Raw genomic sequence first — 21,151 nt, 5'->3', positions numbered from 1 at the left:
TCGAACATTCTACTGGCGGTTTCTGCAGGCCAGCGCCATGGCTGGGTTCGTCTGAAACTACGAAGGGAGGGGCGGGTGCGCGACGTACCCGAAGGTGCCGCGGGCTCAGGCCGGGCCCGGCTCCACGCGCTGCCACGCCTGGACGGGACCGGGAGTCGTGGCGTCGGCCGGGGTGACCCAGAAGGCGCGGCCCGTCGCGGGGTCCACATGGGCCCCCGTCCGGCCGTCGCCGGAGGAGCGGCCCGTCAGACGGCGGCCGATCCACGGGGCCAGGTGCTGCCTGGCGAAGCGGGCGTCGGCGACGCGGCGCGCGGACCAGGAGGGCTGCACGGCGAGGGGCAGGGGCGCCTGCCAGTCCTCCTCCGGCGCGTAGCCGAGCGTCTGCCACACCGCCTCGGCGACCCTGCGATGCCCCTCCGCCGTCAGGTGCAGCCGGTCCACGTCCCACATGCGCTGGTCGCCGAGCGCCGTCGACCCGTACAGGTCGACGACGACGGCGCCATGGCGGGCCGCGAGGTCGTCGACGTGCGAGAAGAGCTCCTCCATGCGCGGCCGGAAGCGTTCGAGGACCGGGCCCTGGCGGCCGGGGCTGCGCATCAGGACGAGCTGTTTGCAGGCCGGGGCGAGGGTCTCCACGGCCTGTTCGAGCAGGTCGCGTACGCGGCCCATGTCGCACTTGGGGCGCAGGGTGTCGTTCAGACCGCCCACGAGCGTGATCACATCGGCGCCGAGTCCGGCCGCCACGTCGACCTGCTCGTCGACGATCTGCCCGATGAGCTTGCCGCGCACGGCGAGGTTGGCGTACCGGAAGCCGGGGGTGCGGGCGGCGACGCGCTCGGCCAGGACGTCCGCCCAGCCGCGGTAGCCGCCGTCGGGCAGCAGGTCGGACATGCCCTCGGTGAAGGAGTCGCCGAGCGCGACGAGGCTGGTGTGGTTGGCGTTGATCTGCATGGCGGGGTCGATGGTATCCCGCGCGTCCGGGCCGGGCCCGGGCCGCCCGACGGGCATCCGCACCTCGGCGAAGCCGCCTGCGCCGACCTCGGCGAAGCCCCTTGCGCCGACCTCCGCGCAGCCCCGGCGCGGGCCTGTGCGCACCGTCCCCGGTCAGGCCGCTGTGAAGCGGCCGCTCCGCTCGCCGTGCAGACGTCCCGCGGGCACCGCGCGGCCGAACGCGGCGAGCAGCAGGTCCTGGCCGGATCCCCGCAGCGGCGCCCCGGAGCCGTACGTCCAGTCGAGGTCGTCGGCGCACAGCTGGACCCCGGTGAGGTCGGCGCCGAAGAACTTGGCGCTCTTGACGGTGACGTGGTCGAGGAGGATCCGCACCCGGCCCTCCGGCACGCGCCGGTCGAGGCCGAGGGCCACCGTGATGTCCATGCCGTGCACCACGTCGTGGCCGAGCGCGCTGGCGAAGCCGCCGACGGGCGGGGTCCACGGGTGGTGCGCGTGCTCGCGGAGGAAACCGGCGAGCTCGGCCGTCCCGTACGCCGCCGCGTCCGCGCGGGCGCACCGGTCCGTCATGCGGTGCAGGCTGCCGCCCGCCCTGACGAGCTGCCACAGCACGCGGGGGAGCGGATAGCGGAAGCCGAGCGACATATGGGCCGCGACCTCCCGCACCCGCCAGCCCGCGCACAGCGACGGCGCGTCCCACTGCTCGGGCGTCAGGCTCTCCAGGAGATCGGCCAGCTCGCGGCGCTCGGCCGCGATGGCGGACCGTATGCGCTGTTCCGACGCGGTTCCAGGGCCAGTGCTCCGTGTGTTCCCCATGGTTCCAAGATCCAAGGGGTGGTGCGATAAGTCCAAGAGCCAGTACGTCTCGTGACTAGCATTCACGGCTATGGAACTTCGCCAGCTCCGCTACTTCCTGACCGTTGTGGAAGAGGCCAACTTCACTCGTGCCGCCGCCCGGTTGCACGTGGCGCAGCCCGGGGTGAGCGCGCAGGTCCGCCAGTTGGAGCGGGAGCTGGGGCAGCGGCTCCTGGACCGCTCGGGCCGGGCGGTCACCGTGACGGAGGCGGGCGCGGCGGTGCTGCCGTACGCCCGCGCCGCGCTCGCCGCGGTGGAGGGGATGCGGCAGACGGCCGACGAGTTCACCGGACTGCTGCGCGGCCGCGTCACGCTCGGGGTCGTCTCGGGCTCCGCCACGAGCGTGTTCGGCGCGGCGGAACTGCTCGCCGACTTCCACGACGACCATCCGCACGTCGAGATCGCCCTGACCGAGGACACCTCGGAGCGCATGCTGGCCGCCCTGCGGGCGGGCGAACTCGACGTCGCCCTGGTCGGCCCGACGACCGCGGACCCGCCGCAGGGCATCCTCTGGGACATCGTGGTGGACGAGCCGCTGGCGGCCGTCGTGGCGGAGGGCGACCCGCTCATCGCGTACGCGGAGCAGTGCGCGGGCGGCGAGCCCGGTGCGGCGCCCGGTCTCCCGCTGGCCGCGCTCGCGGACCGGCCCCTGATCAGCCTGCCGCGCGGCACCGGCCTGCGGGCGGCCCTGGAGCGGGCCTGCGCGCAGGCCGGGTTCACGCCGCGCGTCGCCTTCGAGGCGGCCGCGCCCGATCTGGTGGCCCAGCTCGCGGCGCGCGGCCTGGGCGTGGCGGTCTTCCCCGCGGCGGAGACGGAGGCCGCGGAGCTCGGTCTTCGGGCGCTGCCGTTCGCAGAGCCGGGGCCGCGCGGCCGGATCGCCCTCGCCCGCCGTGCGGACGGCCCGCAGGGGCCCGCCGCCCATGCCTTCCTCACCCGGCTCCAGGACGCCCTCATGCCCGGGGCCGCCGCCGAGGGGCCGGGCAGCGAGCGACCTGCTGCCGACGCGTCGACAAGCGGCGCCAAGGGGCGCGACGATAGCGGCAGTTGAGGGCTCAACCGTGAGGCCTCGCTCCTGGAGAGGGGGCCGCCATGTGGAGCGCTGCCTTCTGGAAAGCCACCGCGGAGCGTGCCGTCCGCACGTTCGCGCAGGCACTCGCCGCGGTCCTCGTCGCCGGGGCGACGAACCTCCTCGACGTGGCCTGGCCGGCCGCCCTCGGCACGGCGGGCATGGCGGCGCTGCTCGCGGTCCTCACCGCCCTTGGGTCGGCGAAGGTCGGCCCGCCGGGGCCCGGCCTCACGGAGACCCCGGACGGCGGAGGGCGCGCTCCCGTCCTCTGACGGCAGCGCGCCCTTCCCGGAGCACTCGCCCTCGAATCCCGCCCGGGACCCTGTCCGAGCCCCGTCCGGACCCCGCCCCGATCCCGTCTCTAGAACCCTCGTTCTAGTGTTCTCGACTTGAACTAGACGGGCTGCCCGAACAGCTCCCGCAGCACGTCCTCCATCGTGACCATGCCGGCCAGGCGGCCGTCCGCGCCGAGCACGGCGGCCACGTGCGTGCGGCTGCCCCGCATGGCGGTGAGGACGCCGTCCAGTGGCGTGGTCTCGCGCACGCGCGCGATCGGCCGCATGTCCGCCACCCGGAAGGGCAGGTCGCGCGGCGAGACCTCCAGCGCGTCCTTCACGTGCAGGTAGCCGACGATCCGGCGCCCCTCGTCGACGACGGGGAAGCGCGAGAAGCCGCTGTCCGCCGACAGGCGCTCCAGCTTCTCCGGGGTGACGCCCACGCGCGCGTAGACCACGCGCTCCAGCGGCAGCACCACGTCGCGCACCGGTCGGCGGCCGAGTTCGAGCGCGTCGTGCAGCCGCTCCTGCGCGCGGTCGTCGATCAGCCCCGCGTCGCTGGAGTCCTGCACGATGCGGGCCAGTTCGGCGTCCGAGAAGGTCGCCGCGACCTCGTCCTTCGTCTCGACCCGCAGCAGCTTCAGGATCCCGTTGGCGAACGCGTTGATCGTGAAGACCACGGGCCGCAGCGCGCGGGCGAGGGTCACCAGGGGCGGCCCGAGCAGCAGCGCGCTGCGCACCGGCTCGGCCAGTGCGACGTTCTTGGGGATCATCTCGCCGAGCAGCATGTGCAGATACGTCGCCACGGCGAGCGCGATGACGAACGAGATGGGGTGGACCAGGCCGTGCGGCACGCCCACCGCGTCGAACAGCGGCTCCAGCAGATGCGCGATCGCGGGTTCGGCGACGACGCCGAGCACCAGGGTGCACAGCGTGATGCCGAGCTGTGCCGCGGCCATCAGGACGGACACGTGCTGCAGCCCCCACAGCACGCTCTTGGCGCGCCGGTCGCCGTCCTCGGCGTGCGGTTCGATCTGGCTGCGGCGCACCGAGATCAGGGCGAACTCGGCGCCGACGAAGAAGGCGTTGACGACGAGCGTCGCCAGGCCGATCAGCAGCTGGATGGCGGTCATCGCTCGTCCTTCCCCTTCTTGAGGTGCGCACGGTGCTGTCGGGTCCCGCCGCTCTTGTCGCCGGTGCCGTTCTCGTTCGCTTCGTCGGTCGGCACCGGGGCGTGCAGCAGCACGCGCGCGGCGCGGCGGCCGCTGGCGTCGACGACTTCCAGGTGCCAGCCGCCGACGTCGACGCGGTCGCCGACGGCGGGGATGCGGCCGAGCTCGGTCGCGACGACTCCGGCGAGGGTCTCGTACGGGCCGTCCGGCACGCGCAGGCCCACGCGGGCCAGCTCGTCGGTGCGGGCCGCGCCGTCCGCCGAGTACAGCTCGCGGCCGTCCTCGTCGGTGCCGACCGCGGCCAGGTCGGGCGTCTCGTGCGGGTCGTGCTCGTCGTGCACCTCGCCGACGACTTCCTCGACGATGTCCTCCAGGGTGGCGACGCCCGCGGTGCCGCCGTACTCGTCGATGACGACGGCCATGGTGCGCTTGCCCGAAAGCCGGTCGAGCAGCCGGTCGACGGTCAGGGACTCCGGTACGAGCAGCGGCTCGCGCATGAGCTCGCGGACGGGCAGGCGGGGCCTGCGCTCGGCGGGCAGCGCGATGACGTCCTTGATGTGGACGACGCCGACGACCGCGTCGAGGGAGCCCTGGTAGACGGGGAAGCGGGACAGGCCGGTCCCGCGGGTCGCGTTGGCGACGTCCTGGCAGGTGGCCTGGGCCTCCAGGGCCACGACCTGGACGCGTGGCGTCATCACGTTCTCGGCGGTCAGGTCGGCGAGGTTCAGCGTGCGCATGAACCGCTCGGCGGCCTCCGCCTCCAGGGCGCCCTCCTTGGCGGAGTGCCGGGCCAGGGCCGCGAGCTCCTTGGGGCCGCGCGCGGAGGCGAGCTCCTCGGCGGGCTCCATGCCCATGCGGCGCACGGCGCGGTTCGCGGTGTTGTTCAGGTGCGTGATGAAGGGCCGGAAGGCCGCGCTGAAGATCCGCTGCGGGGTCGCGACGCGCTTGGCGATGGGCAGCGGCGATGAGATCGCCCAGTTCTTGGGCACCAGCTCGCCGACGACCATCAGGAAGACGGTGGAGAGCGCCGTGCCGAGCATGAGGGCGACGGTCGAAGCGGCCGCGTCGGGAACGCCGACGGAGCCGAGCGGGCCCTCGATCAGGTCGCCGATCGCGGGCTTGGCGAGCATGCCGACGACGAGGCCGGTCACGGTGATGCCGAGCTGTGCGCCGGAGAGCTGGAAGGTGAGGTTCTTGACCGCCTTGAGGGCGCTCTCGGCGCCGCGCTCGCCGCGCTCCGCCGCGCTCTCAAGTTCGCTGCGCTCGACGGTGGTGAGCGAGAACTCGGCCGCGACGAAGACGCCGCACGCGAGCGAGAGCAGCACCGCCACGAGGAGCAGGAGCACTTCGGTCATCGGGTCACCTCCGTCCCATGATCGGCCAGGGGCGTGGTGAATGCGCGATGTCGGGTACTGGGAGGCTCGCCCATGGGCGGACGCTCACACCTTTCGTCGGGGGTGCAGGGGACCATTCATGTTAAAGGACCAGCAAAGCGCTACCGCGAGCATGACACTCCGTAGCCAAAATTAGCGAAGCGTCACTCGCCGAGGTGCTTCACCCAGCGGCTCCACTGCGGCTCCGGCGCGTACCCGGCCGCGTGCCAGGCGTGATGGGCCCGCTCGTTGCGGTTGAGCACCATGGCGTCCGCGCGGCGTCCGCCGAGCGCCGCGAACCGCTCCTCCGCCGCCGCGAGCAGCGCCGAGCCGATCCCGCGCCGCCGCTGGTCCGGGTGTACGGCGAGCCGGTACAGATGGCACCGCCAGCCGTCGAAGCCCGCGATCACCGTGCCGACGAGCTCGCCGTCGAGCTCGGCGAGGAGCAGGGCGTCGGGGTCCCGGGCCACGAGCCACTCCACCCCCGAGCGGTCGTCGCTGATGCTCGTGCCCTCCGCGGCCACCTTCCAGAAGGCGAGGACCGCGTCCAGGTCGGCGGGTGTGGCGGGTCGAATGCGTAGATCATCCATGGCCGCATCCCATCACCGGACGCGGCCCCACCACCCGGAATTCCAAAATCCGGACAGCGGTACGCGTCACTCGCCGCGCAACTCCTCGATGACCGGACCGAACGCCTCCAGGCTCGGCTCCAGGACCGTGAGGTACGAGAAGCCGTACCGCTCCCGCTGGGCGCGCAGCTGCTCGGCCATCTGCCGGACCGTGCCGAGCAGGAAGATCGGCGCGTCCAGGGCCTCGTCCTCGGTGAGGTGCGGGAGGAGCCCGAGGGAGGGCCGGATGGTGGCCCGCCGGTCCGGGGTCTCCTCGACCACCTGGATCAGGAGGTTCAGCTCGGCGGGGGCGGAGCGCCCCGCGGCGAAGCGCCGGTACGCCGCCACGCGCTCGCCCACGGCGTCCGCCGTGAGGACGGCCAGCTTGCCGCCCGGGTCGCCCGGGACCGCGCGCGTACCGGTGAACGCCGCGATGTCGGCGTGTTCGGCGGTCACCTTCAGGACGCGGTCGCCGTCGCCGCCGACCAGCAGCGGCGGGCGCGGCCGCTGCCGGGGCTCCGGCTGGTGCTCCGGCGAGGTGAGCAGGCGGTCCAACTCCTCGACCGTGCGGGCCAGATGGGACACGCGCTCGCCCGGCGTGGGCCACGGCAGGCCCGCCGCGTCGAACTCCGCCTGGACGTACCCGGTGCCGAGCCCCAGTTCGAGCCTGCCGCCGGTGAGCGCGTCCGTGGTGGCGACCTCGCGGGCGAGCAGCGCGGCGTTCCAGAACCCGGCGTTGAGGACGAAGGTGCCCACCCGCGGCCGCTCCGTGGCCTCGGCCGCCGCGACGAGGGCGGGGAACGGCGCGGGCTTCCCCAGATGGTCGGGGACCAGAATCACGTCGTAGCCGAGCTCTTCAGCCCGGCGGCACTTCTTGCGCCACTCGTCCCCCGCCGAGGGGGTCATCATGGTGACGCCGAACCGGAACGGCCTGGTCATGAACTCTCCTCACCTGTCGCGCGGTTGGGGGGGCGCGAGCCCTGCCTCCGTGTGCCCGTGCCCCACGTGCCCGTGCCCCACGTGTCCGTGCCCCACGTGTCCGTGCCCCGCGTACCCCTGCCCCCGAGTTCCCCTGCTCCGTCGACGGTACCGGCCGCCAGGCCCGTCACTCGTGCGCGATCGCCTCCAGTACGTTCATGCGCGAGGCCCGCAGCGCCGGGAGCAGCGCCGCCACGATCCCCACGACCACCGAACCCACCACCACGGCGACGATCGTCGACCACGGCACCGCGAACGCCTTCAGCCCCTGCAACGCCAGGACCTGCTGCATCGACACGCCCCACACCAGGCCGAGCGCGAGGCCGAGCACCGCGCCGAACACCGCGATCACCACCGACTCCAGGCGGATCATGCGCCGCAGCTGCCGCCGCGCGAGGCCGATCGCGCGCAGCAGCCCGATCTCGCGGGTGCGCTCCACGACCGACAGGGCCAGGGTGTTGACCACGCCGAGCACGGCGATGACGATCGCCAGGCCGAGCAGCGCGTACACGAGGTAGAGCAGCACGGCGATCTGCTCGCGGATCAGCTTCTTGTAGTCGGCCTGGTCGAGCACCTTCAACTGCGGGTACGGGTCGAGCACGGACTCCAGCCGGTCCCGCAGCGTGCCGGCGCCCGTGCCGTCGGCGGCGTTGACGTACAGCGTGGCGTCCTGTCCGCCGGGCGCGTACTTCTCCAGCGTGCCGAGGCCCATGAAGAGCCCGCCCTCCAGGCCGGGGCCCTCCGCGAGGTCCATGTCGGTGAGGGCGCCGACCGTGAGGTCGGCCTTGCGCCGGTCCGCGACCTCCACGGGCAGCACCGAACCGACGCGCACGCCGTGCTCCTCGGCGAAGTCCTTGTCCATCGCCACGTGTCCGGGGGCCAGCGCGCGGGCCGTACTGCCGCGCGCGTACGAGAGGTTGAGGACCTCGTCGACCCGCTGGTCGTAGCCCGCCGCGGTGGACTTCACGCTCTTGCCGTCGGGCATGCGCAGCGTCAGGGTCGCGAAGCGGTTGCGGACGGTGAGCCCCGCGCCCTCCGTCTTCCGCACCTTCTCGGTGACCTCGGCGGGGAACGGGGCGAAGGGGTTGGCGGCGCCGTTGACGACGAAGTCCGCCCCCAGCGTCCTGTCGATCTGCTCGTCGAACGACTTCGTCATCGAGGCGCTCGCCACCGACAGGCCGCCCACCAGGGCCAGGCCCACCATGAGGGCGGCCGCCGTCGCGCCCGTGCGGCGCGGGTTGCGCAGCGCGTTGCGCTGGCTCATGCGGCCCACGGACCCGAAGAGCGCGGGGAAGGCACCGCCGAGCACCCGGATCACCGGGCGGACGAGCAGCGGACCCGCCACGACCATGGCGACGAGCGTGAGGGCGACGCCGAGCCCGAGCAGCGAGGCCGACGTCGAGGTGTCGCCCGCGACCGCGCACCCCACGAGCGCCGCCGTGCCGGCCGCCGCGACCAGGGCCCCGACGAGCGCCCGCAGCTTCAACGGCCGCCCCACACCGGCGATCTCCGCGTCCGCGAGCGCGGCCATCGGCGAGACCCGGGCGGCCCGGCGCGCGGGCAGGTACGCCGCGACGAACGTGACGCCGACGCCCACGACGTACGAGGCGACGGGCGTCTGCCAGCCGATCACCATCTCCGTCGACTTCAGGTTCATGCCGAACAGGCCCATCAGCTCGATGAGCCCGACCGCGAGCCCGATCCCGGCGCCGAGCCCCAGGGTGGAGCCGACCACGCCGAGCAGCACGGCCTCGATGAGCACCGAGCGGCGCACCTGCCTGCGGTCGGCGCCGAGCGCGCGCAGCAGCCCCAGCTCGCGGGTGCGCTGCGCGATGAGCATGGAGAAGGTGTTGACGATCAGGAACACGCCGACGAGGACGGCGACCCCGGCGAAGCCGAGCATCACGTACTTGATGACGTCCAGGAACCCGCCGAGCTCGTCGGCGGCGGACTCGGCCTGCTCGGCCGAGGTCTTCAGCTCGTACGTCGAGCCGAGTTCGGCGGCGACGCGCTTCTTCAGCTCCGCGTCGCTCACCCCGGGCGCCGCGTCCACGGCGATGCCCGTCGCCGCGTCCGCGTCGCCGAGCAGCTTGGTCTGCGCGGTCGGGGTGTCCAGGAAGAGCAGCGCGGCACCGGGGTTGGTGGTGCGGAACGTGACGATGCCGACGACCTTCACCTCGAAGGAGCCGGGCGGGGCGATCACGGTCAGCGGGTCGCCGATCTCCACGTCCTTCTTGTCGGCCGTGTCCGCGTCCAGCAGGGCCTGACCGGGGCCGCGCGGGGCGTGGCCCGAGGTGAGGCGCACCGGGCTGCGCTCGGTCTCGTACCAGTTGACGGCGATGGTGGGGGCGCCGGTCGTCGGGCCCACCGGGTCGTTGTCGCGGTCGACGACGGTGATGTTCTCCACGGACGCGTCGACGTGCGTGGCCGCGACGCCGTCGACCTTCGCGACCTCCTTCGCCACGGCGGCGGGCAGCGTCGGGGTGTGCCCGGTCGGCACGCGCTCGTCGCTGTCGTCCTTGGGGGAGACCGCGACGTCGGCCGATGTGGACGCGAAGAGCCGGTCGAAGGTGCGGTTGACCGTGTCCGAGAAGATCAGGCTGCCCGCGACGAAGGCCACCGAGAGGATCACGGCGAGCGCGGAGAGGAAGAGCCTGCCCTTGTGCGCGAGGAAGCTCCGGAGCGTGGACTTCAGCACGGCGGTCCGCCTCAGTCCTCGTCGGGGGTGCGCCGCGGCGCGGCACCGGTGTCGTGGGGCGCTCCGTGCAGCACGTCGAACCGCTTCATGCGCTCCAGGACCGTCTCCGCCGTCGGCCGGTCCATCTGGTCCACGATCCGGCCGTCGGCGAGGAAGAGCACCAGGTCGGAGTGGGCGGCGGCGCCCGGGTCGTGCGTGACCATCACCACGGTCTGGCCCAGCGCGTCCACGGCGTCGCGCAGGAACCCGAGGACTTCGAGCCCGGCCCGCGAGTCGAGGTTGCCGGTCGGCTCGTCGGCGAAGATCAGCTCGGGCCGTGACGCCAGGGCCCGCGCGCAGGCGACGCGCTGCTGCTGCCCGCCGGACAGCTGCGCGGGCCGGTGCCGGAGCCGGTCGCGCAGGCCGAGCGTGTCGATGACGTGCTCCAGCCACTCGCCGTCGGGGCGCTTGCCCGCGATGTCCATGGGCAGCGTGATGTTCTCACGGGCGTTGAGCGTCGGGATCAGGTTGAACGACTGGAACATGAAGCCCACCCGGTCGCGTCTGAGCTGCGTCAGCTCGCGCTCCTTCAGGCCGGTGATCTCGGTGTCGCCGAGCCACACCTGGCCCGCCGAGACCGAGTCGAGTCCCGCGAGGGTGTGCATCAGGGTGGACTTGCCGGAGCCGGAGGGACCCATCACGGCCGTGAACCGGCGGCGCGCGATGTCGACGTCCACCGCGTCCAGGGCGATCACCGCGGTCTCGCCCGAGCCGTACGCCTTGGTCAGACCGCGGGCGCGAGCGGCGCTGCCCGAGGGCTCGGCGCGTTCCGCGTGCGGCGTCGAAGCAGGTGTGGACAAGGCCGCCTCCGTGGAGAGCAGGAGTGAAGAGGGTTCAGAGGGTAGGGGCGGCGCGCGGTGGCCGGTATCCCTCGCAGGTCGGGCACCCGGACGTATGTAAGGGGCACGGTCCTGGCGCCCTTGTCGGTGCTAGCGCGGCGACGCTAGCTTGAGGGCATGGCGAAGACGCAGCTGAACGTGCGGGTGGACGAGCACACCGCCCGGGCCGCGCGCGAGCGCGCCCTGGCCCGCGGCATGAGCGTGAACCGCTACATCGAGGAGCTGGTCAAACAGGACGTCGGCGAGCTCGGCCATACGTTCGTGGAGGCCGCCGCCGACTTCATGAAGCAGTACGAAGAGGTGTTCGCCGAGGAGTTCGGCGCGGACCGCGAAGGTCGTCGCTGACTCTTGAACCTCCGCATCGACCTCGCCTGGCTCCTGATGGTCGCCGAACAGAAGACTCCGGGAGACCCCCAAGTCACCGACTGGGGCGCCTTGACGGCGGCCGTGGCCCGGCACGGGGCCGAGATCTTCGACGTCCCCGTCTACGAGGGCCCGCACGACCGGGCCGCCGCCCTGCTCCAAGTGCTCCTGCACGTGCCCGCCCTGGAGCGTTCGAACGCGCTCTTCGCGGTGTCCGTCGCGTACGCCTACCTCGTCGCGAGCGGTGTGAAGGTCGTGACCTCGCCCGAGCAGGTGCGCGACCTGGCCCGCCTGGTGAAGGAGGACTCGGCGGGCGTACGGGAGATAGCGCACGAGCTGCGCCAGTGGAGCCGGTGACGGGCCGCGTCCGGGGCCGGTGCCACGTCCGTCGGTGACGGGCTCCACGGGCTCCGCGGCATGACGCGCCCCGCCGGTCACCGATGAGTTCCGTGCCCCGCGCCGGTCACCCCCACGCGCCCGTTCCCCACCCGCGTGCCCGTGCACGACTCCCAGGAGGCCAGGCATGCCCGCCACCATCCAGCCGGTGCTCATCACCCCGGACGTGATCCGGCTCCAGTCCTTCTACGCCCAGCTGCTCGGCGCCGAGCAGACCACCCGCGTCCCCGAGGAAGGCCCGGTGTTCTTCGTGGGCCTGCGCGTACGGGAGTCGGAGCTCGGCATCGTCGCCGACGAGAAGGCCCCGCTGGACGCGCCGCAGCGCTCGCTGCTCAGCGTCACGGTCGACGACGTGGACGCGCTCCTCGGCCCCGTGGCGGACCTCGGCGGCCAGGTGCTCGGGCCGCCGAACGACATGCCGTGGGGCCAGCGGGTCGCCCACGTCAAGGACCCCGACGGCAACGCGGTGAACCTGGTCCAGCCCCTCTGAGACCGCTCAGGCCCCGTCCTCCGCCGGCCGCCACGCGGTGCCGAGCACACAGGGCGACGTGGGCAGGCGCGGGCGCTTCGCGGGCACCAGGAGCCGGCGGTAGGGCCCGATCTCGAACCCGGCGGCGCGCAGCGCGCCGACCGGGTCCCGCGCGGTGTGGCAGCCGCCGAACAGCAGCGGCCACACCGTGCGGTCCAGGGCTCGCTGGGCCGTGGCGAAGGCCGTGCCCGGCGCCCGGCCGTGCTCGAAGAACCGCAGCTCGCCGCCCGGCCGCAGGACCCGCCGCAGCTCCGCGAGCGCCCGTGGCACGTCCCGCACGCTGCACAGCACCAGCGAGGCCACGGCCACGTCGAAGGCCTCGCTCTTGACCGGCAGCGCCTCCGCCGCGCCCGGCACCACGTCCACCGGCACGTCCGCGCGCAGCGCCGCCGACACGGCCAACTGGCGCAGCAGGCGCTCCGGTTCGATCGCGACGACCTCGGAGACGGCGGCGGGGTAGTGCGGGAAGTTCAGCCCGTTGCCCGCGCCCACTTCGATGACGCGGCCGGAGACCCCGGTGAGCAGCTCCGCGCGGTACGGGGCGATCGCCGGCTCGGCCGCGACGCTGGCGCGGGCGTAGACACGGGCGAAGAGGGGGTGGTGGACGGGGGCACGGGGGGAAGGCTTGGCGGTCGGCACGGAGGCCTCCTCACGGAGGGGGATTGGCTGGTTCTTCCCCCCTGCGACGGCCCCGCAACCGGCCTCGGGCCGCCGTTCGCGGGCACGGCAACCGGTCTCGGGCCCCGTCCGTAAGCACCGCAACCGGCCTCGGGCGCCGCCGTCCGTGAGCGCGGGGACCGGTCTTCGGCCTCCGTCCGCGAGTACGGCAATCGGCCTCGGGCCCCGCCCGTCGAGCACCGCAACCGGCCTCCGGCCCCCGCCCGCGAGCACCGGACGGGCATTCCCCGCCGCCGCGCACCGCCCCGCGCTTCACCCGCACCCCACCCGCACCCCGGTTCCGTGAAAGACCGGGCTATGGGAACGAAACCCCGTCCCAAGCACCCCCCAGCTCCGGCCCCAGCCACTTCGGGACCGCCGCGCGGAACTCCTCCCCGCTCAGCCCCCCGGCCCCCTCGGGCACCGCGCCGAGCAGCGGTGCCCCCGCCACCCGGGGCAGCTCCTCGACGTTGCAGCGCATCGCGAGGTCGGGCGCGGCGGGCCAGCTGCCGATGACCACGCCGAGGCACCCGATCCCGCGTGCCCGCAGGGCCTCGCCGGTCAGCTGCGTCACGTTGAGGGTGCCGAGCCCCGGCGTCGTCACGACGAGCACCGGCGCCGCCAGCTCGCGCGCCGCGTCCGCGAGGGACGCGCCGCTCTCGTCGAGGTGCACGAGCAGCCCACCGGCGCCCTCGACCAGGACGAGGTCGTGCGAGGCCGCCAGCTTCCGCGCGGCCTCGACGACGTCGGCGGGACCGACGGGCGCGAGACCCGCGCGCCGGGCGGCCGTCGCCGGGGCCAGCGGCTCGGGGAAGCGGGCCAGTTCGGCACCCGTCACCCGGCCGCCCGCGAGCCGCTGCACCTCGGCGACGTCGCCCGGCTCCCCGGGGCCCACGCCGGTCTGCGCGGGCTTGAGGACGGCCACGCTGCGCCCGGCGGCCAGCGCGAGGGCGGCGACGGCCGCCGTCGTCACCGTCTTGCCGATCTCCGTGCCCGTACCGGACACCACGATCACGCTCACGCCTGCGCCTCCCCGCTCGCGCGCGCCGCCGCGCACACCGCGCGCCCGATGCGCGCCACGTCGTCGTCCCCGGTGATGAAGGGCGGCATGGTGTAGATGAGGTCGCGGAACGGCCGCAGCCACACCCCCGCCCCCACGGCGGCCCGCGTGGCCGCCGCCATGTCGACCTGGTGGTCGAGCTGCACGACGCCGAGCGCGCCGAGGACCCGTACGTCACGGACGTACGGAAGCTCCGCGGCCGGGGCGAGAGCGGCCCGCAGGCCCGTCTCGATCCGCTTGACCTCGGTCTGCCAGTCCTGGCCGAGCAGCAGGTCGATGGAGGCGCCCGCCACCGCGGCGGCCAGGGGGTTGCCCATGAAGGTCGGGCCGTGCGCGAGCACGGGGACCTCGCCGCGGGCGATGCCGTCGGCGACGCGCGGCGTGCACAGCGTCGCCGCCATCGTCAGATAGCCGCCGGTCAGCGACTTGCCGAGGCACATCACATCCGGGGTGACGGCCGCGTGGTCGGCGGCGAACAGCGCGCCGGTGCGGCCGAAGCCCGTCGCGATCTCGTCGAACACGAGCAGGACGCCGTGCGCGTCGCAGGCCTCGCGCAGCGCCCGCAGATAGCGGGGCGAGTGGAAGCGCATGCCGCCCGCGCCCTGCACCACCGGCTCGACGATCACCCCGGCCAGTTCGTGGGCGTGCCGCCCGATGACGTCGTGGAGGTGGGCCGCGTACGCGTCGTCGTACGCGTCGAAGCCCGCGGGCGGCATGTCGGCGAACACCTGCTGCGGCAGGACGCCCTGCCACAGGGAGTGCATGCCGCCCTGCGGGTCGCACACGGCCATCGGCTGCCAGGTGTCGCCGTGGTAGCCGCCGCGCCAGGTGAGCATCCGCTGCTTCTCGGGCCTGCCGACGGAGCGCCAGTACTGGAGGCACATCTTGACGGCGACCTCGACCGACACCGAGCCGGAGTCGGAGAGGAAGACGTGTTCGAGGCCGTCCGGCGTGAGGTCCACGAGCCGCTTCGCCAGGCGCACGGCGGGCTCGTGGGTGAGGCCGCCGAACATGACGTGGCTCATGCGGCCGAGCTGGTCGCGCACCGCCTCGTTGAGGACCGGGTGGTTGTAGCCGTGGATCGCCGACCACCACGACGACATCCCGTCGACCACGTCGCCGACGCCCGCGATCCGCAGCCGGACCCCGCTCGCCTCCTCGACGACCAGCGGCTCCTGCCGGCCCGGCATCGGCCCGTAGGGGTGCCAGACGTGCGCGCGGTCGAGGTCCAGGATCTCCCGCAGGTCAGGCATTGGGCGCCACGTCCGTCCCCGCGCCCCTGCGGCGCACCGCCACCAGATCGGTGCGCGCGTCGCCGGGTTCGGCCTGCGCGGTGGTCCCGGTGGCCGCAGGGGCCTCGGCGGGCGCGCAGACGGAGCCGCATCCCGAGCCTTCCGCGGCGCCGGAGCCGGAACCACAGCCTCCGCCCCGGCGGTGCTCCGGCAGCGTCACCTGGTCCGTGGTCTCCACCTCGAAACCGGCGTCCGCGATCATCTCCAGATCGGCCTTGCCCGCCTGGCCCTCGCTGGTCAGATAGTCGCCGAGGAAGATCGAGTTGGCCAGGTGCAGGGCCAGCGGCTGGAGCGTGCGCAGGTGCAGCTCGCGGCCGCCCGCGATGCGGACCTCGATGTCCGGGCAGACGAACCGCACCATCGCGAGGATGCGCAGGCAGCGCTGCGGCGTGAGGTTCCACTCCTTGGCGAGCGGGGTGCCCTCGAAGGGGATGAGGAAGTTCACCGGCACGGAGTCCGCGTCGAGGTCGCGCAGCGCGAAGACGACGTCGACCAGGTCCTCGTCCGTCTCGCCCATGCCCGAGATCAGCCCCGAGCAGGCGGAGAGACCGGCCGCGTGGGCCTTCCGCACGGTGTCGACGCGGTCGGCGTAGGTGTGCGTCTTGGTGATGTCGCCGTACGTCGACTCCGAGGTGTTCAGGTTGTGGTTGTACGCGTCGGCGCCCGCGCCGCGCAGCCGCTCGGCCTGGCCGTCGGAGAGCAGGCCGAGGCACGCGCACACCTCGACGCCTTCGTTCTGCTCCTTGATCGCCTTGATGGTGTCGGAGACCCGGTCGACGTCCCGGTCCGTCGGCCCCCGGCCGCTCGCCACCAGGCAGACCCGCTTGGCGCCGCCCGCGAGCCCGGCCGCCGCGGCCTCGGACGCCTCGTCCGGCTTCAGCCAGGTGTACTTCAGGATGCCGGTGTCCGCGCCGAGCCGCTGCGAGCAGTACGAGCAGTCCTCGGGGCACAGGCCGGACTTCAGATTGACCAGATAGTTGAGTTTCACCCGCCGACCGAACCAGTGGCGCCGCACCTTTCCGGCCGCCGCCACCACGTCGAGCAGTTCGTCGTCGGAGGTCGCGAGCACGGCCAGCGCCTCGTCACGGGTCGGCAGCTCGCGCCGAAGCCCCTTGTCCACCAGCGTGTTGAGCAGATCCATGGCGCCGATCCTGGCGTACCCCGCTCCGTCTGACCATGGAGAAACTACACAACAGAACCTCCGACAGCTGTGGGTATTGCCACACCATGGCCGGGTGGCGCGGCCGCTAGGGTCTGTGCACTGTCTACAAACGCATCCCTTCGCACCGCCCGTGCGGACGACGACCTGGAGGCCCCATGGCGAGCGCGCCGTTCGACTGGATCGACGAGCAGGCGCGGGCGCGCGAGCGCGCCGGGCTCGTCCGCGGCCTGCGCCCCCGCCCGGCCGAAACCACCCTGCTCGACCTCGCGGGCAACGACTACCTCGGCCTCACCCGCCACCCGGAGGTCACCGCGGGCGCGGCCGCGGCGGCCCACCGCTGGGGCGGCGGCGCGACCGGCTCGCGCCTGGTGACGGGCTCCACCGAACTGCACGCGGAACTGGAGCGGGAGCTGGCCGCGTTCTGCGGCTTCGAGGCCGCCCTCGTGCTGTCCTCCGGCTACGCGGCGAACCTCGCGGCCGTCACCGCCCTGGCCCCGTACGGCTCGCTGATCGTCTCGGACGCGGGCAACCACGCCTCGCTGATCGACGGCTGCCGCCTGGCGCGCGGGACCACCCAGGTCGTGCCGCACACGGACCCCGCGGCGGCGCGCAAGGCGCTCGGCACCCACGAGGGGCCCGCGATCGCCGTCACGGACTCGGTGTTCTCGGTGGACGGCGACGCCGCGCCCCTCGCCGAACTGGCCGCCGTCTGCCGGGAGTCCGGCGCCGGCCTCGTCGTCGACGACGCCCACGGACTCGGTGTCCTCGGCGACGGCGGCCGGGGCGCCGCGCACGCCGCCGGGCTCGCGGGCGCGCCCGACACGGTGGTCACCGTCACGCTCTCGAAGTCCCTGGGCAGCCAGGGCGGCGCGGTGCTCGGCCCGGCCCGGGTCATCGACCACCTGGTCAACACGGCCCGTACGTTCATCTTCGACACGGGCCTCGCGCCCGCCGCCGCCGGGGCGGCCCTGGCCGCGCTGCGGCTGCTCCGCCGGGAGCCGGAGCGTGCCGCACGCGCGCGCGAGGTGGCGACCGGGCTCTACGAACTGCTGGTGGGGGAGGGGTTCTCGGCGGTACGTCCGGACGCCGCCGTCGTCTCGGTGCGCGCCCCGTCGCCCGGGGCCGCGGTGCGCTGGGCGGCCGACTGCCGGGCCGCGGGTCTCGCCGTGGGGTGCTTCCGTCCACCGTCGGTCCCCGACGGCGTCTCGCGGTTGCGGCTGACCGCCCGCGCGGACCTGAGCGACACGCAGCTCGCCGAGGTCGTCGCCGTGATCAGCCGCACCGCACCCTGACACCTGAGATCTGGCACCTACGACCTGGGTCCAGGGTCCGGCGCACTCACTCGGGCCTCACCTAAGGGCCATCGCCATCGTCAAAGGGCGTCGACGAAGGCTTCCCAGGCCGTGGGGGAGAAGAGCACGGCCGGGCCAGCCGCGTTCTTCGAGTCGCGCACGGCGAGCAGACCCGTCACGGGGTCCGAGCCGAGCGGGGCCGTCTCCACACAGTTGTTCATTCCGTTGCTGCGGCTGCTGCGCCGCCACCGCGCGCCCCTGAGAGACGTGCTGGAGGGAACGTACCGAGGCAGTGCAGTCATGGTGCCTCCTTACGCGCCGTCACCTAACCCGGCGATGAAATCCATTGAATCCTGAACGGAAAGCGCCTGTCCCCGAAGTGAGTTGAAGGCGTCGGTGTACGCCTGAAGGTCTTCTTTCCGTTCGAGGTAGAGGCTACTCGTCAAGTGGTCGAGAACAACCACATCCAGATCGGAAATGTTCGGAAAGGAGAGAATAACGAAAGGGCCGATCAGCCCGATGTGCTCGCCAGAGGCGAACGGCAGCACTTGGAGACGCACTTGAGGCAGCTGGGCCGCGTCCAGTAACCGCTGCAACTGTCCGGAAAGCACCTCGGGCCCGCCCACCTGCCGCCGCAGCACCGCCTCGTCCAGGATCACGCTCAGCCGCAGCGGCGGCTTGCTGCGCAGCACGTCCTGCCGGGCGAGGCGCACCTGCACGAGGGCCTCGACCTGTTCCTCGGGCCGCCCGCCGAGCGCGGCACGTGTCACCGCGCGGGCGTACTCCGGTGTCTGGAGCAGGCCGGGAACCACCGTGGTCTCCAGGGTGCGCACCCGGCAGGCCTGCGACTCCAGGCTGATGAAGTCCCGGTACGCGGGCGGCAGGAGCCCTCGATAGGCGTGCCACCAGTGGTGGCGCCCGTGCTCGTCGTCCCCGCCCGCGAGCGCGACGAGCAGCTCCCGCAGATGCGGGTCCTGGACCCCGTACGCTTCAAGGAGGAGTCGTACGTCCGTGGCCTTCACGCCGCTGCGGCCCGTCTCGATCCGGCTCACCTTCGACTGGTGCCACCCCACGAGGGACGCGGCCTCGCCGCTCGTGAGCCCGGCCTCGGCGCGCAGCGCCCGCAATTCCGCGCCGAGCTTGCGACGGCGCACCGCGGGACCGTACTGCATGGCTGTCTCCTTCTGGTCCTTCCGGAGGTCGGCGCCAACGGTAGGGGACGGTAGAGGAACTGCCAGTGTTGCGCCCAAATACAGTCTGCCGTCGCAGAGTTCACCGCTTCGAGCGACAGATATATGCACATCTCGGTGGATCGGCGGGCGCGGGCCGCCCGAGAGTGGCAATGTGGCGCGAAGCACCAGCTCCGGGACGGTCCTCGAGTACTTCCGCCACGCGTCGGAAGCCCGGTCCCGGTGGGAAAGGGACGGCGCCGTCATGGCAGACCACCAGGAAGCATCAGTCACCCTGCCGAGCGACCCTGTCTCGGTCTCCACCGCCCGCAAGTACGTCGGGGACATCCTGACCGACTGGGGCCTGCCGGCGGACGCCGACGTGGCCGACACGGTGCGGCTCATCGTGTCCGAGCTCGCCACGAACGCCGTGCAGCACACCCTCGGCCTCTCGCCCACGTTCACGGTGGACGTCCGGCTCGACCGCGACGAGCGGCTGCGCATCGGCGTCACCGACAGCCACCCCCGCTACCCCAAGCGGCTGCCCGCCGCCGTCCAGCAGGACAACGGCAGAGGCATGGTCATCATCCGCTGGCTCACCGCCGAGTGCGGCGGCAGACTCACGGTCTGTCCCACGCCGGAGGGCGGCAAGACGGTGTGGATCACGCTGCCGTGGTCGGTACCCGTGCAGAGCTGAGGTCCGGGGCGGCGCTCGGCGCGCTCGGGCCGCTGGTGGCGGCGGGGTCACCGCCGCCCGTTGGAGCGGCCGACCAGGCGGGGCAGCACGCCCCACAGCCCGCCGCACACCACGAACGTGCCCACGGCCGCGAGCACCCCGTCCGTGCGGCCCACGGCGACGTCGACGACGAGCAGCACGGATCCGGTGAGCGCGAGCACGAGCACCGCGAGTCCGACGGCGGCGAGCCGCGAGGACACCGTCACGATCAGCGGCTTGGCGCCGCGCCCGAACAGCGAGCGGTGCACCGCGGCGGGCGCCGTGAACAGCGCGGCGGCGAGCACCGCGAGCAGCAGCGTGATGACGTACGTGGCGCGCTGCACGGTGTCGAGCGACGGGAAGCGCGGCGTGAAGGCGAGGGTGAGCAGGAACGCGAAGAGGATCTGCACGCCGGTCTGGGTGACCCGCAGTTCCTGGAGCAGCTCGGAGAAGTTGCGGTCGGCCCGCTCCAGCGGCGTCTCGTTGCGCGTGTGCCGGGCGGAGCCGGGTCTGGAGGCGCCCGCGGCATGGGGGTGATGGTCGGCCATGGTCCACGAGTATCCGCGCGGGGCCGCTCCACTCCCGCTCTGACGGCGGGGCCGGGCGGGTGACGTCGGCGGGGCGCCGCTCCGGACTGCCGTCCGGACCGTCCTCGGGTGTCGCCGCCGCCCGTGCCCCGACCGGACGGCGGCGGAAGGCGCTGGTGGCGCCCACTGCGGGCGACGGCTCGGGCCCCGAGGGAGGCCGCCGCCCGCCGGCGGGTCAGCGGACCCGGCCGTACCAGACCTGGTTGGTCCAGATCTTCTCGAGCCGCACCACGGTGCCCCGCTTCGGGGCGTGCCAGATCTTGCCCTTACCGGCGTATATGCCGACGTGGTACACGTTCCGGCCGGAGTGGAAGAACACCAGGTCCCCGCGGGTGCGGTTGCCGGAGGAGACCTTGCGGGTCTTGTTGTACTGCTGTTGGGCGGTGCGCGGCAGCTTCTTGCCCACGCGCTTGTACGAGTAGAGCGTCAGGCCGGAGCAGTCGAACCGGTTCGGCCCGACCGCGCCGTAGCGGTACGGGGAGCCCTTCTTGGACGCCGCGACCTTGAGCGCCTTCGTCCCGTGCGAGGTGGCCGCTTGTGCTTCTCCGGTGAGCCCGGGGGCCACGATGGCGCCGCCCACGGCGGCGAGTGTGAGAGCCGAAGCCGTACCGGCCCTCGTCAGCAGCGACGGAACACGATGCAGCGCAGTCATGCGCAACCCTTCGTCAGCCGCCTGTGAAGGATGACCTGTCGGGTTCGGGCAGGCGAAGATGCCCGGCCGCGTGATGCGACTTCACCCCAAGGACCTTCCGGACTAGCCGGACGGCCCGCCTTGCTGGGTCCTCCACTCCTGCCGGTGCACAGATGTCGACCGGGCATCCGGGTGGCGGCAGGACTCGGCGTCCGCCCGGATCGCCCCGCCGCCTGTGGCGGGGGCTTGTCGTCGGAAGGGATCTTCACCCGAGAGAGGCGAAAAAACCGAGCCGGATCGGTGGTATGTGAGGCTCCTCACGCCTGACCCGTTCCGGTGGACAGAGCCCGAATGGGGTCTAGGTCACACTCGGAGATGATTGCCCCATCAGCGCCGGAACGCCCGAATCCGGCTGCGCCGTAAGGGAGTTGCGCATCTTCGGGGGTC

General features: G+C 73.2%; 23 protein-coding genes and 1 riboswitch. Of the genes, 7 read left to right on the top strand and 16 right to left on the bottom strand.

Features of this window, described 5'->3' with window-relative positions:
• Positions 1-105: 105 nt before the first annotated feature.
• Together IG74_RS0116375 and IG74_RS0116370 are read right to left on the bottom strand one after the other, a co-directional pair.
• Complete coding sequence (locus IG74_RS0116375; RefSeq protein ID WP_030676719.1) at positions 106-951, bottom strand: SGNH/GDSL hydrolase family protein; 846 nt, start codon at positions 949-951, stop codon at positions 106-108.
• Between the two features lie 153 nt (positions 952-1,104).
• Positions 1,105-1,764, bottom strand: a complete 660-nt coding sequence (locus tag IG74_RS0116370; RefSeq protein ID WP_051854942.1) for a maleylpyruvate isomerase family mycothiol-dependent enzyme — start codon at positions 1,762-1,764, stop codon at positions 1,105-1,107.
• A 70-nt stretch (positions 1,765-1,834) separates the two neighbouring features.
• Here IG74_RS0116370 and IG74_RS0116365 point away from each other — a divergent pair, with 70 nt between their 5' ends.
• Complete coding sequence (locus IG74_RS0116365) at positions 1,835-2,851, top strand: LysR family transcriptional regulator (RefSeq protein ID WP_051854941.1); 1,017 nt, start codon at positions 1,835-1,837, stop codon at positions 2,849-2,851.
• Between the two features lie 41 nt (positions 2,852-2,892).
• Positions 2,893-3,141, top strand: coding sequence for a holin (locus tag IG74_RS0116360; protein WP_030676710.1), 249 nt, complete (start codon positions 2,893-2,895; stop codon positions 3,139-3,141).
• Positions 3,142-3,263: 122 nt separating this feature from the next.
• On the opposite strand, the gene IG74_RS0116355 is transcribed toward IG74_RS0116360, so the two are convergent.
• The 6 genes from IG74_RS0116355 to IG74_RS0116330 all read right to left on the bottom strand — a co-directional run bounded on the left by IG74_RS0116355 (position 3,264) and on the right by IG74_RS0116330 (position 10,812).
• Positions 3,264-4,277 (bottom strand): hemolysin family protein, encoded by a 1,014-nt coding sequence (locus IG74_RS0116355; RefSeq protein WP_030676707.1) that lies wholly within the window; start codon positions 4,275-4,277, stop codon positions 3,264-3,266.
• A complete protein-coding gene (locus IG74_RS0116350) occupies positions 4,274-5,671 on the bottom strand; it encodes a hemolysin family protein (RefSeq protein WP_051854940.1) in 1,398 nt (465 codons plus the stop codon). Before IG74_RS0116350 ends, IG74_RS0116355 begins: the two co-directional genes overlap by 4 nt.
• 182 nt (positions 5,672-5,853) lie before the next feature.
• Positions 5,854-6,279: a GNAT family N-acetyltransferase gene (locus tag IG74_RS0116345; protein WP_030676703.1), complete on the bottom strand. Its 426-nt coding sequence runs from the start codon at positions 6,277-6,279 to the stop codon at positions 5,854-5,856.
• A 66-nt stretch (positions 6,280-6,345) separates the two neighbouring features.
• Complete coding sequence (locus IG74_RS0116340) at positions 6,346-7,236, bottom strand: LLM class F420-dependent oxidoreductase (RefSeq protein WP_030676702.1); 891 nt, start codon at positions 7,234-7,236, stop codon at positions 6,346-6,348.
• A gap of 166 nt (positions 7,237-7,402) precedes the next feature.
• A complete protein-coding gene (locus IG74_RS0116335; RefSeq protein ID WP_030676699.1) occupies positions 7,403-9,973 on the bottom strand; it encodes an ABC transporter permease in 2,571 nt (856 codons plus the stop codon).
• 11 nt (positions 9,974-9,984) lie between these two features.
• Positions 9,985-10,812: an ABC transporter ATP-binding protein gene (locus IG74_RS0116330; RefSeq protein WP_051854939.1), complete on the bottom strand. Its 828-nt coding sequence runs from the start codon at positions 10,810-10,812 to the stop codon at positions 9,985-9,987.
• Between the two features lie 156 nt (positions 10,813-10,968).
• Between IG74_RS0116330 and IG74_RS0116325 the strand changes: the two genes are divergently transcribed.
• The 3 genes from IG74_RS0116325 to IG74_RS0116315 all read left to right on the top strand — a co-directional run bounded on the left by IG74_RS0116325 (position 10,969) and on the right by IG74_RS0116315 (position 12,100).
• Positions 10,969-11,196, top strand: a complete 228-nt coding sequence (locus IG74_RS0116325) for a hypothetical protein (protein ID WP_030676693.1) — start codon at positions 10,969-10,971, stop codon at positions 11,194-11,196.
• Positions 11,197-11,232: 36 nt separating this feature from the next.
• Entirely contained in the window at positions 11,233-11,571 is a 339-nt protein-coding gene (locus tag IG74_RS0116320; protein WP_051854949.1) for a hypothetical protein, read from the top strand.
• 166 nt (positions 11,572-11,737) lie between these two features.
• Complete coding sequence (locus IG74_RS0116315) at positions 11,738-12,100, top strand: VOC family protein (protein ID WP_030676687.1); 363 nt, start codon at positions 11,738-11,740, stop codon at positions 12,098-12,100.
• 6 nt (positions 12,101-12,106) lie between these two features.
• Here IG74_RS0116315 and IG74_RS0116310 read toward each other — a convergent pair whose 3' ends face one another.
• The 4 genes from IG74_RS0116310 to bioB form a co-directional block, all read right to left on the bottom strand.
• Positions 12,107-12,778, bottom strand: coding sequence for a class I SAM-dependent methyltransferase (locus tag IG74_RS0116310; protein WP_030676684.1), 672 nt, complete (start codon positions 12,776-12,778; stop codon positions 12,107-12,109).
• A 334-nt stretch (positions 12,779-13,112) separates the two neighbouring features.
• Complete coding sequence (gene bioD, locus IG74_RS0116305) at positions 13,113-13,817, bottom strand: dethiobiotin synthase (protein ID WP_030676682.1); 705 nt, start codon at positions 13,815-13,817, stop codon at positions 13,113-13,115.
• On the bottom strand, positions 13,814-15,109 hold the full coding sequence (locus IG74_RS0116300; protein ID WP_030676679.1) for an adenosylmethionine--8-amino-7-oxononanoate transaminase: 1,296 nt from the start codon (positions 15,107-15,109) through the stop codon (positions 13,814-13,816). The genes bioD and IG74_RS0116300 overlap by 4 nt, the downstream gene beginning before the upstream one ends.
• Complete coding sequence (gene bioB, locus IG74_RS0116295; protein ID WP_030676676.1) at positions 15,102-16,289, bottom strand: biotin synthase BioB; 1,188 nt, start codon at positions 16,287-16,289, stop codon at positions 15,102-15,104. Before bioB ends, IG74_RS0116300 begins: the two co-directional genes overlap by 8 nt.
• A 176-nt stretch (positions 16,290-16,465) precedes the next feature.
• Here bioB and IG74_RS0116290 point away from each other — a divergent pair, with 176 nt between their 5' ends.
• Complete coding sequence (locus IG74_RS0116290) at positions 16,466-17,602, top strand: 8-amino-7-oxononanoate synthase (protein ID WP_030676673.1); 1,137 nt, start codon at positions 16,466-16,468, stop codon at positions 17,600-17,602.
• A gap of 80 nt (positions 17,603-17,682) precedes the next feature.
• Here IG74_RS0116290 and IG74_RS0116285 read toward each other — a convergent pair whose 3' ends face one another.
• Positions 17,683-17,904: a DUF397 domain-containing protein gene (locus IG74_RS0116285; RefSeq protein WP_030676670.1), complete on the bottom strand. Its 222-nt coding sequence runs from the start codon at positions 17,902-17,904 to the stop codon at positions 17,683-17,685.
• A gap of 9 nt (positions 17,905-17,913) precedes the next feature.
• A complete protein-coding gene (locus IG74_RS0116280; RefSeq protein ID WP_030676667.1) occupies positions 17,914-18,774 on the bottom strand; it encodes a helix-turn-helix domain-containing protein in 861 nt (286 codons plus the stop codon).
• A gap of 262 nt (positions 18,775-19,036) precedes the next feature.
• Between IG74_RS0116280 and IG74_RS0116275 the strand changes: the two genes are divergently transcribed.
• Positions 19,037-19,468, top strand: coding sequence for an ATP-binding protein (locus IG74_RS0116275; protein ID WP_030676664.1), 432 nt, complete (start codon positions 19,037-19,039; stop codon positions 19,466-19,468).
• 47 nt (positions 19,469-19,515) lie between these two features.
• Here the strand turns inward: IG74_RS0116275 and IG74_RS0116270 are convergent, their stop codons facing one another.
• Positions 19,516-20,034, bottom strand: coding sequence for a DUF6328 family protein (locus IG74_RS0116270; RefSeq protein WP_051854938.1), 519 nt, complete (start codon positions 20,032-20,034; stop codon positions 19,516-19,518).
• A 214-nt stretch (positions 20,035-20,248) separates the two neighbouring features.
• Positions 20,249-20,725: a C40 family peptidase gene (locus IG74_RS0116265; protein WP_030676658.1), complete on the bottom strand. Its 477-nt coding sequence runs from the start codon at positions 20,723-20,725 to the stop codon at positions 20,249-20,251.
• 3 nt (positions 20,726-20,728) lie between these two features.
• A riboswitch (cyclic di-AMP (ydaO/yuaA leader) is annotated at positions 20,729-20,896 on the bottom strand.
• Positions 20,897-21,151 lie beyond the last annotated feature (255 nt).

The organism is Streptomyces sp. NRRL B-1347 (assembly GCF_000720325.1).
GTDB lineage: Bacteria > Actinomycetota > Actinomycetes > Streptomycetales > Streptomycetaceae > Streptomyces.
This window is presented reverse-complemented; position numbering and strand designations above follow the sequence as displayed.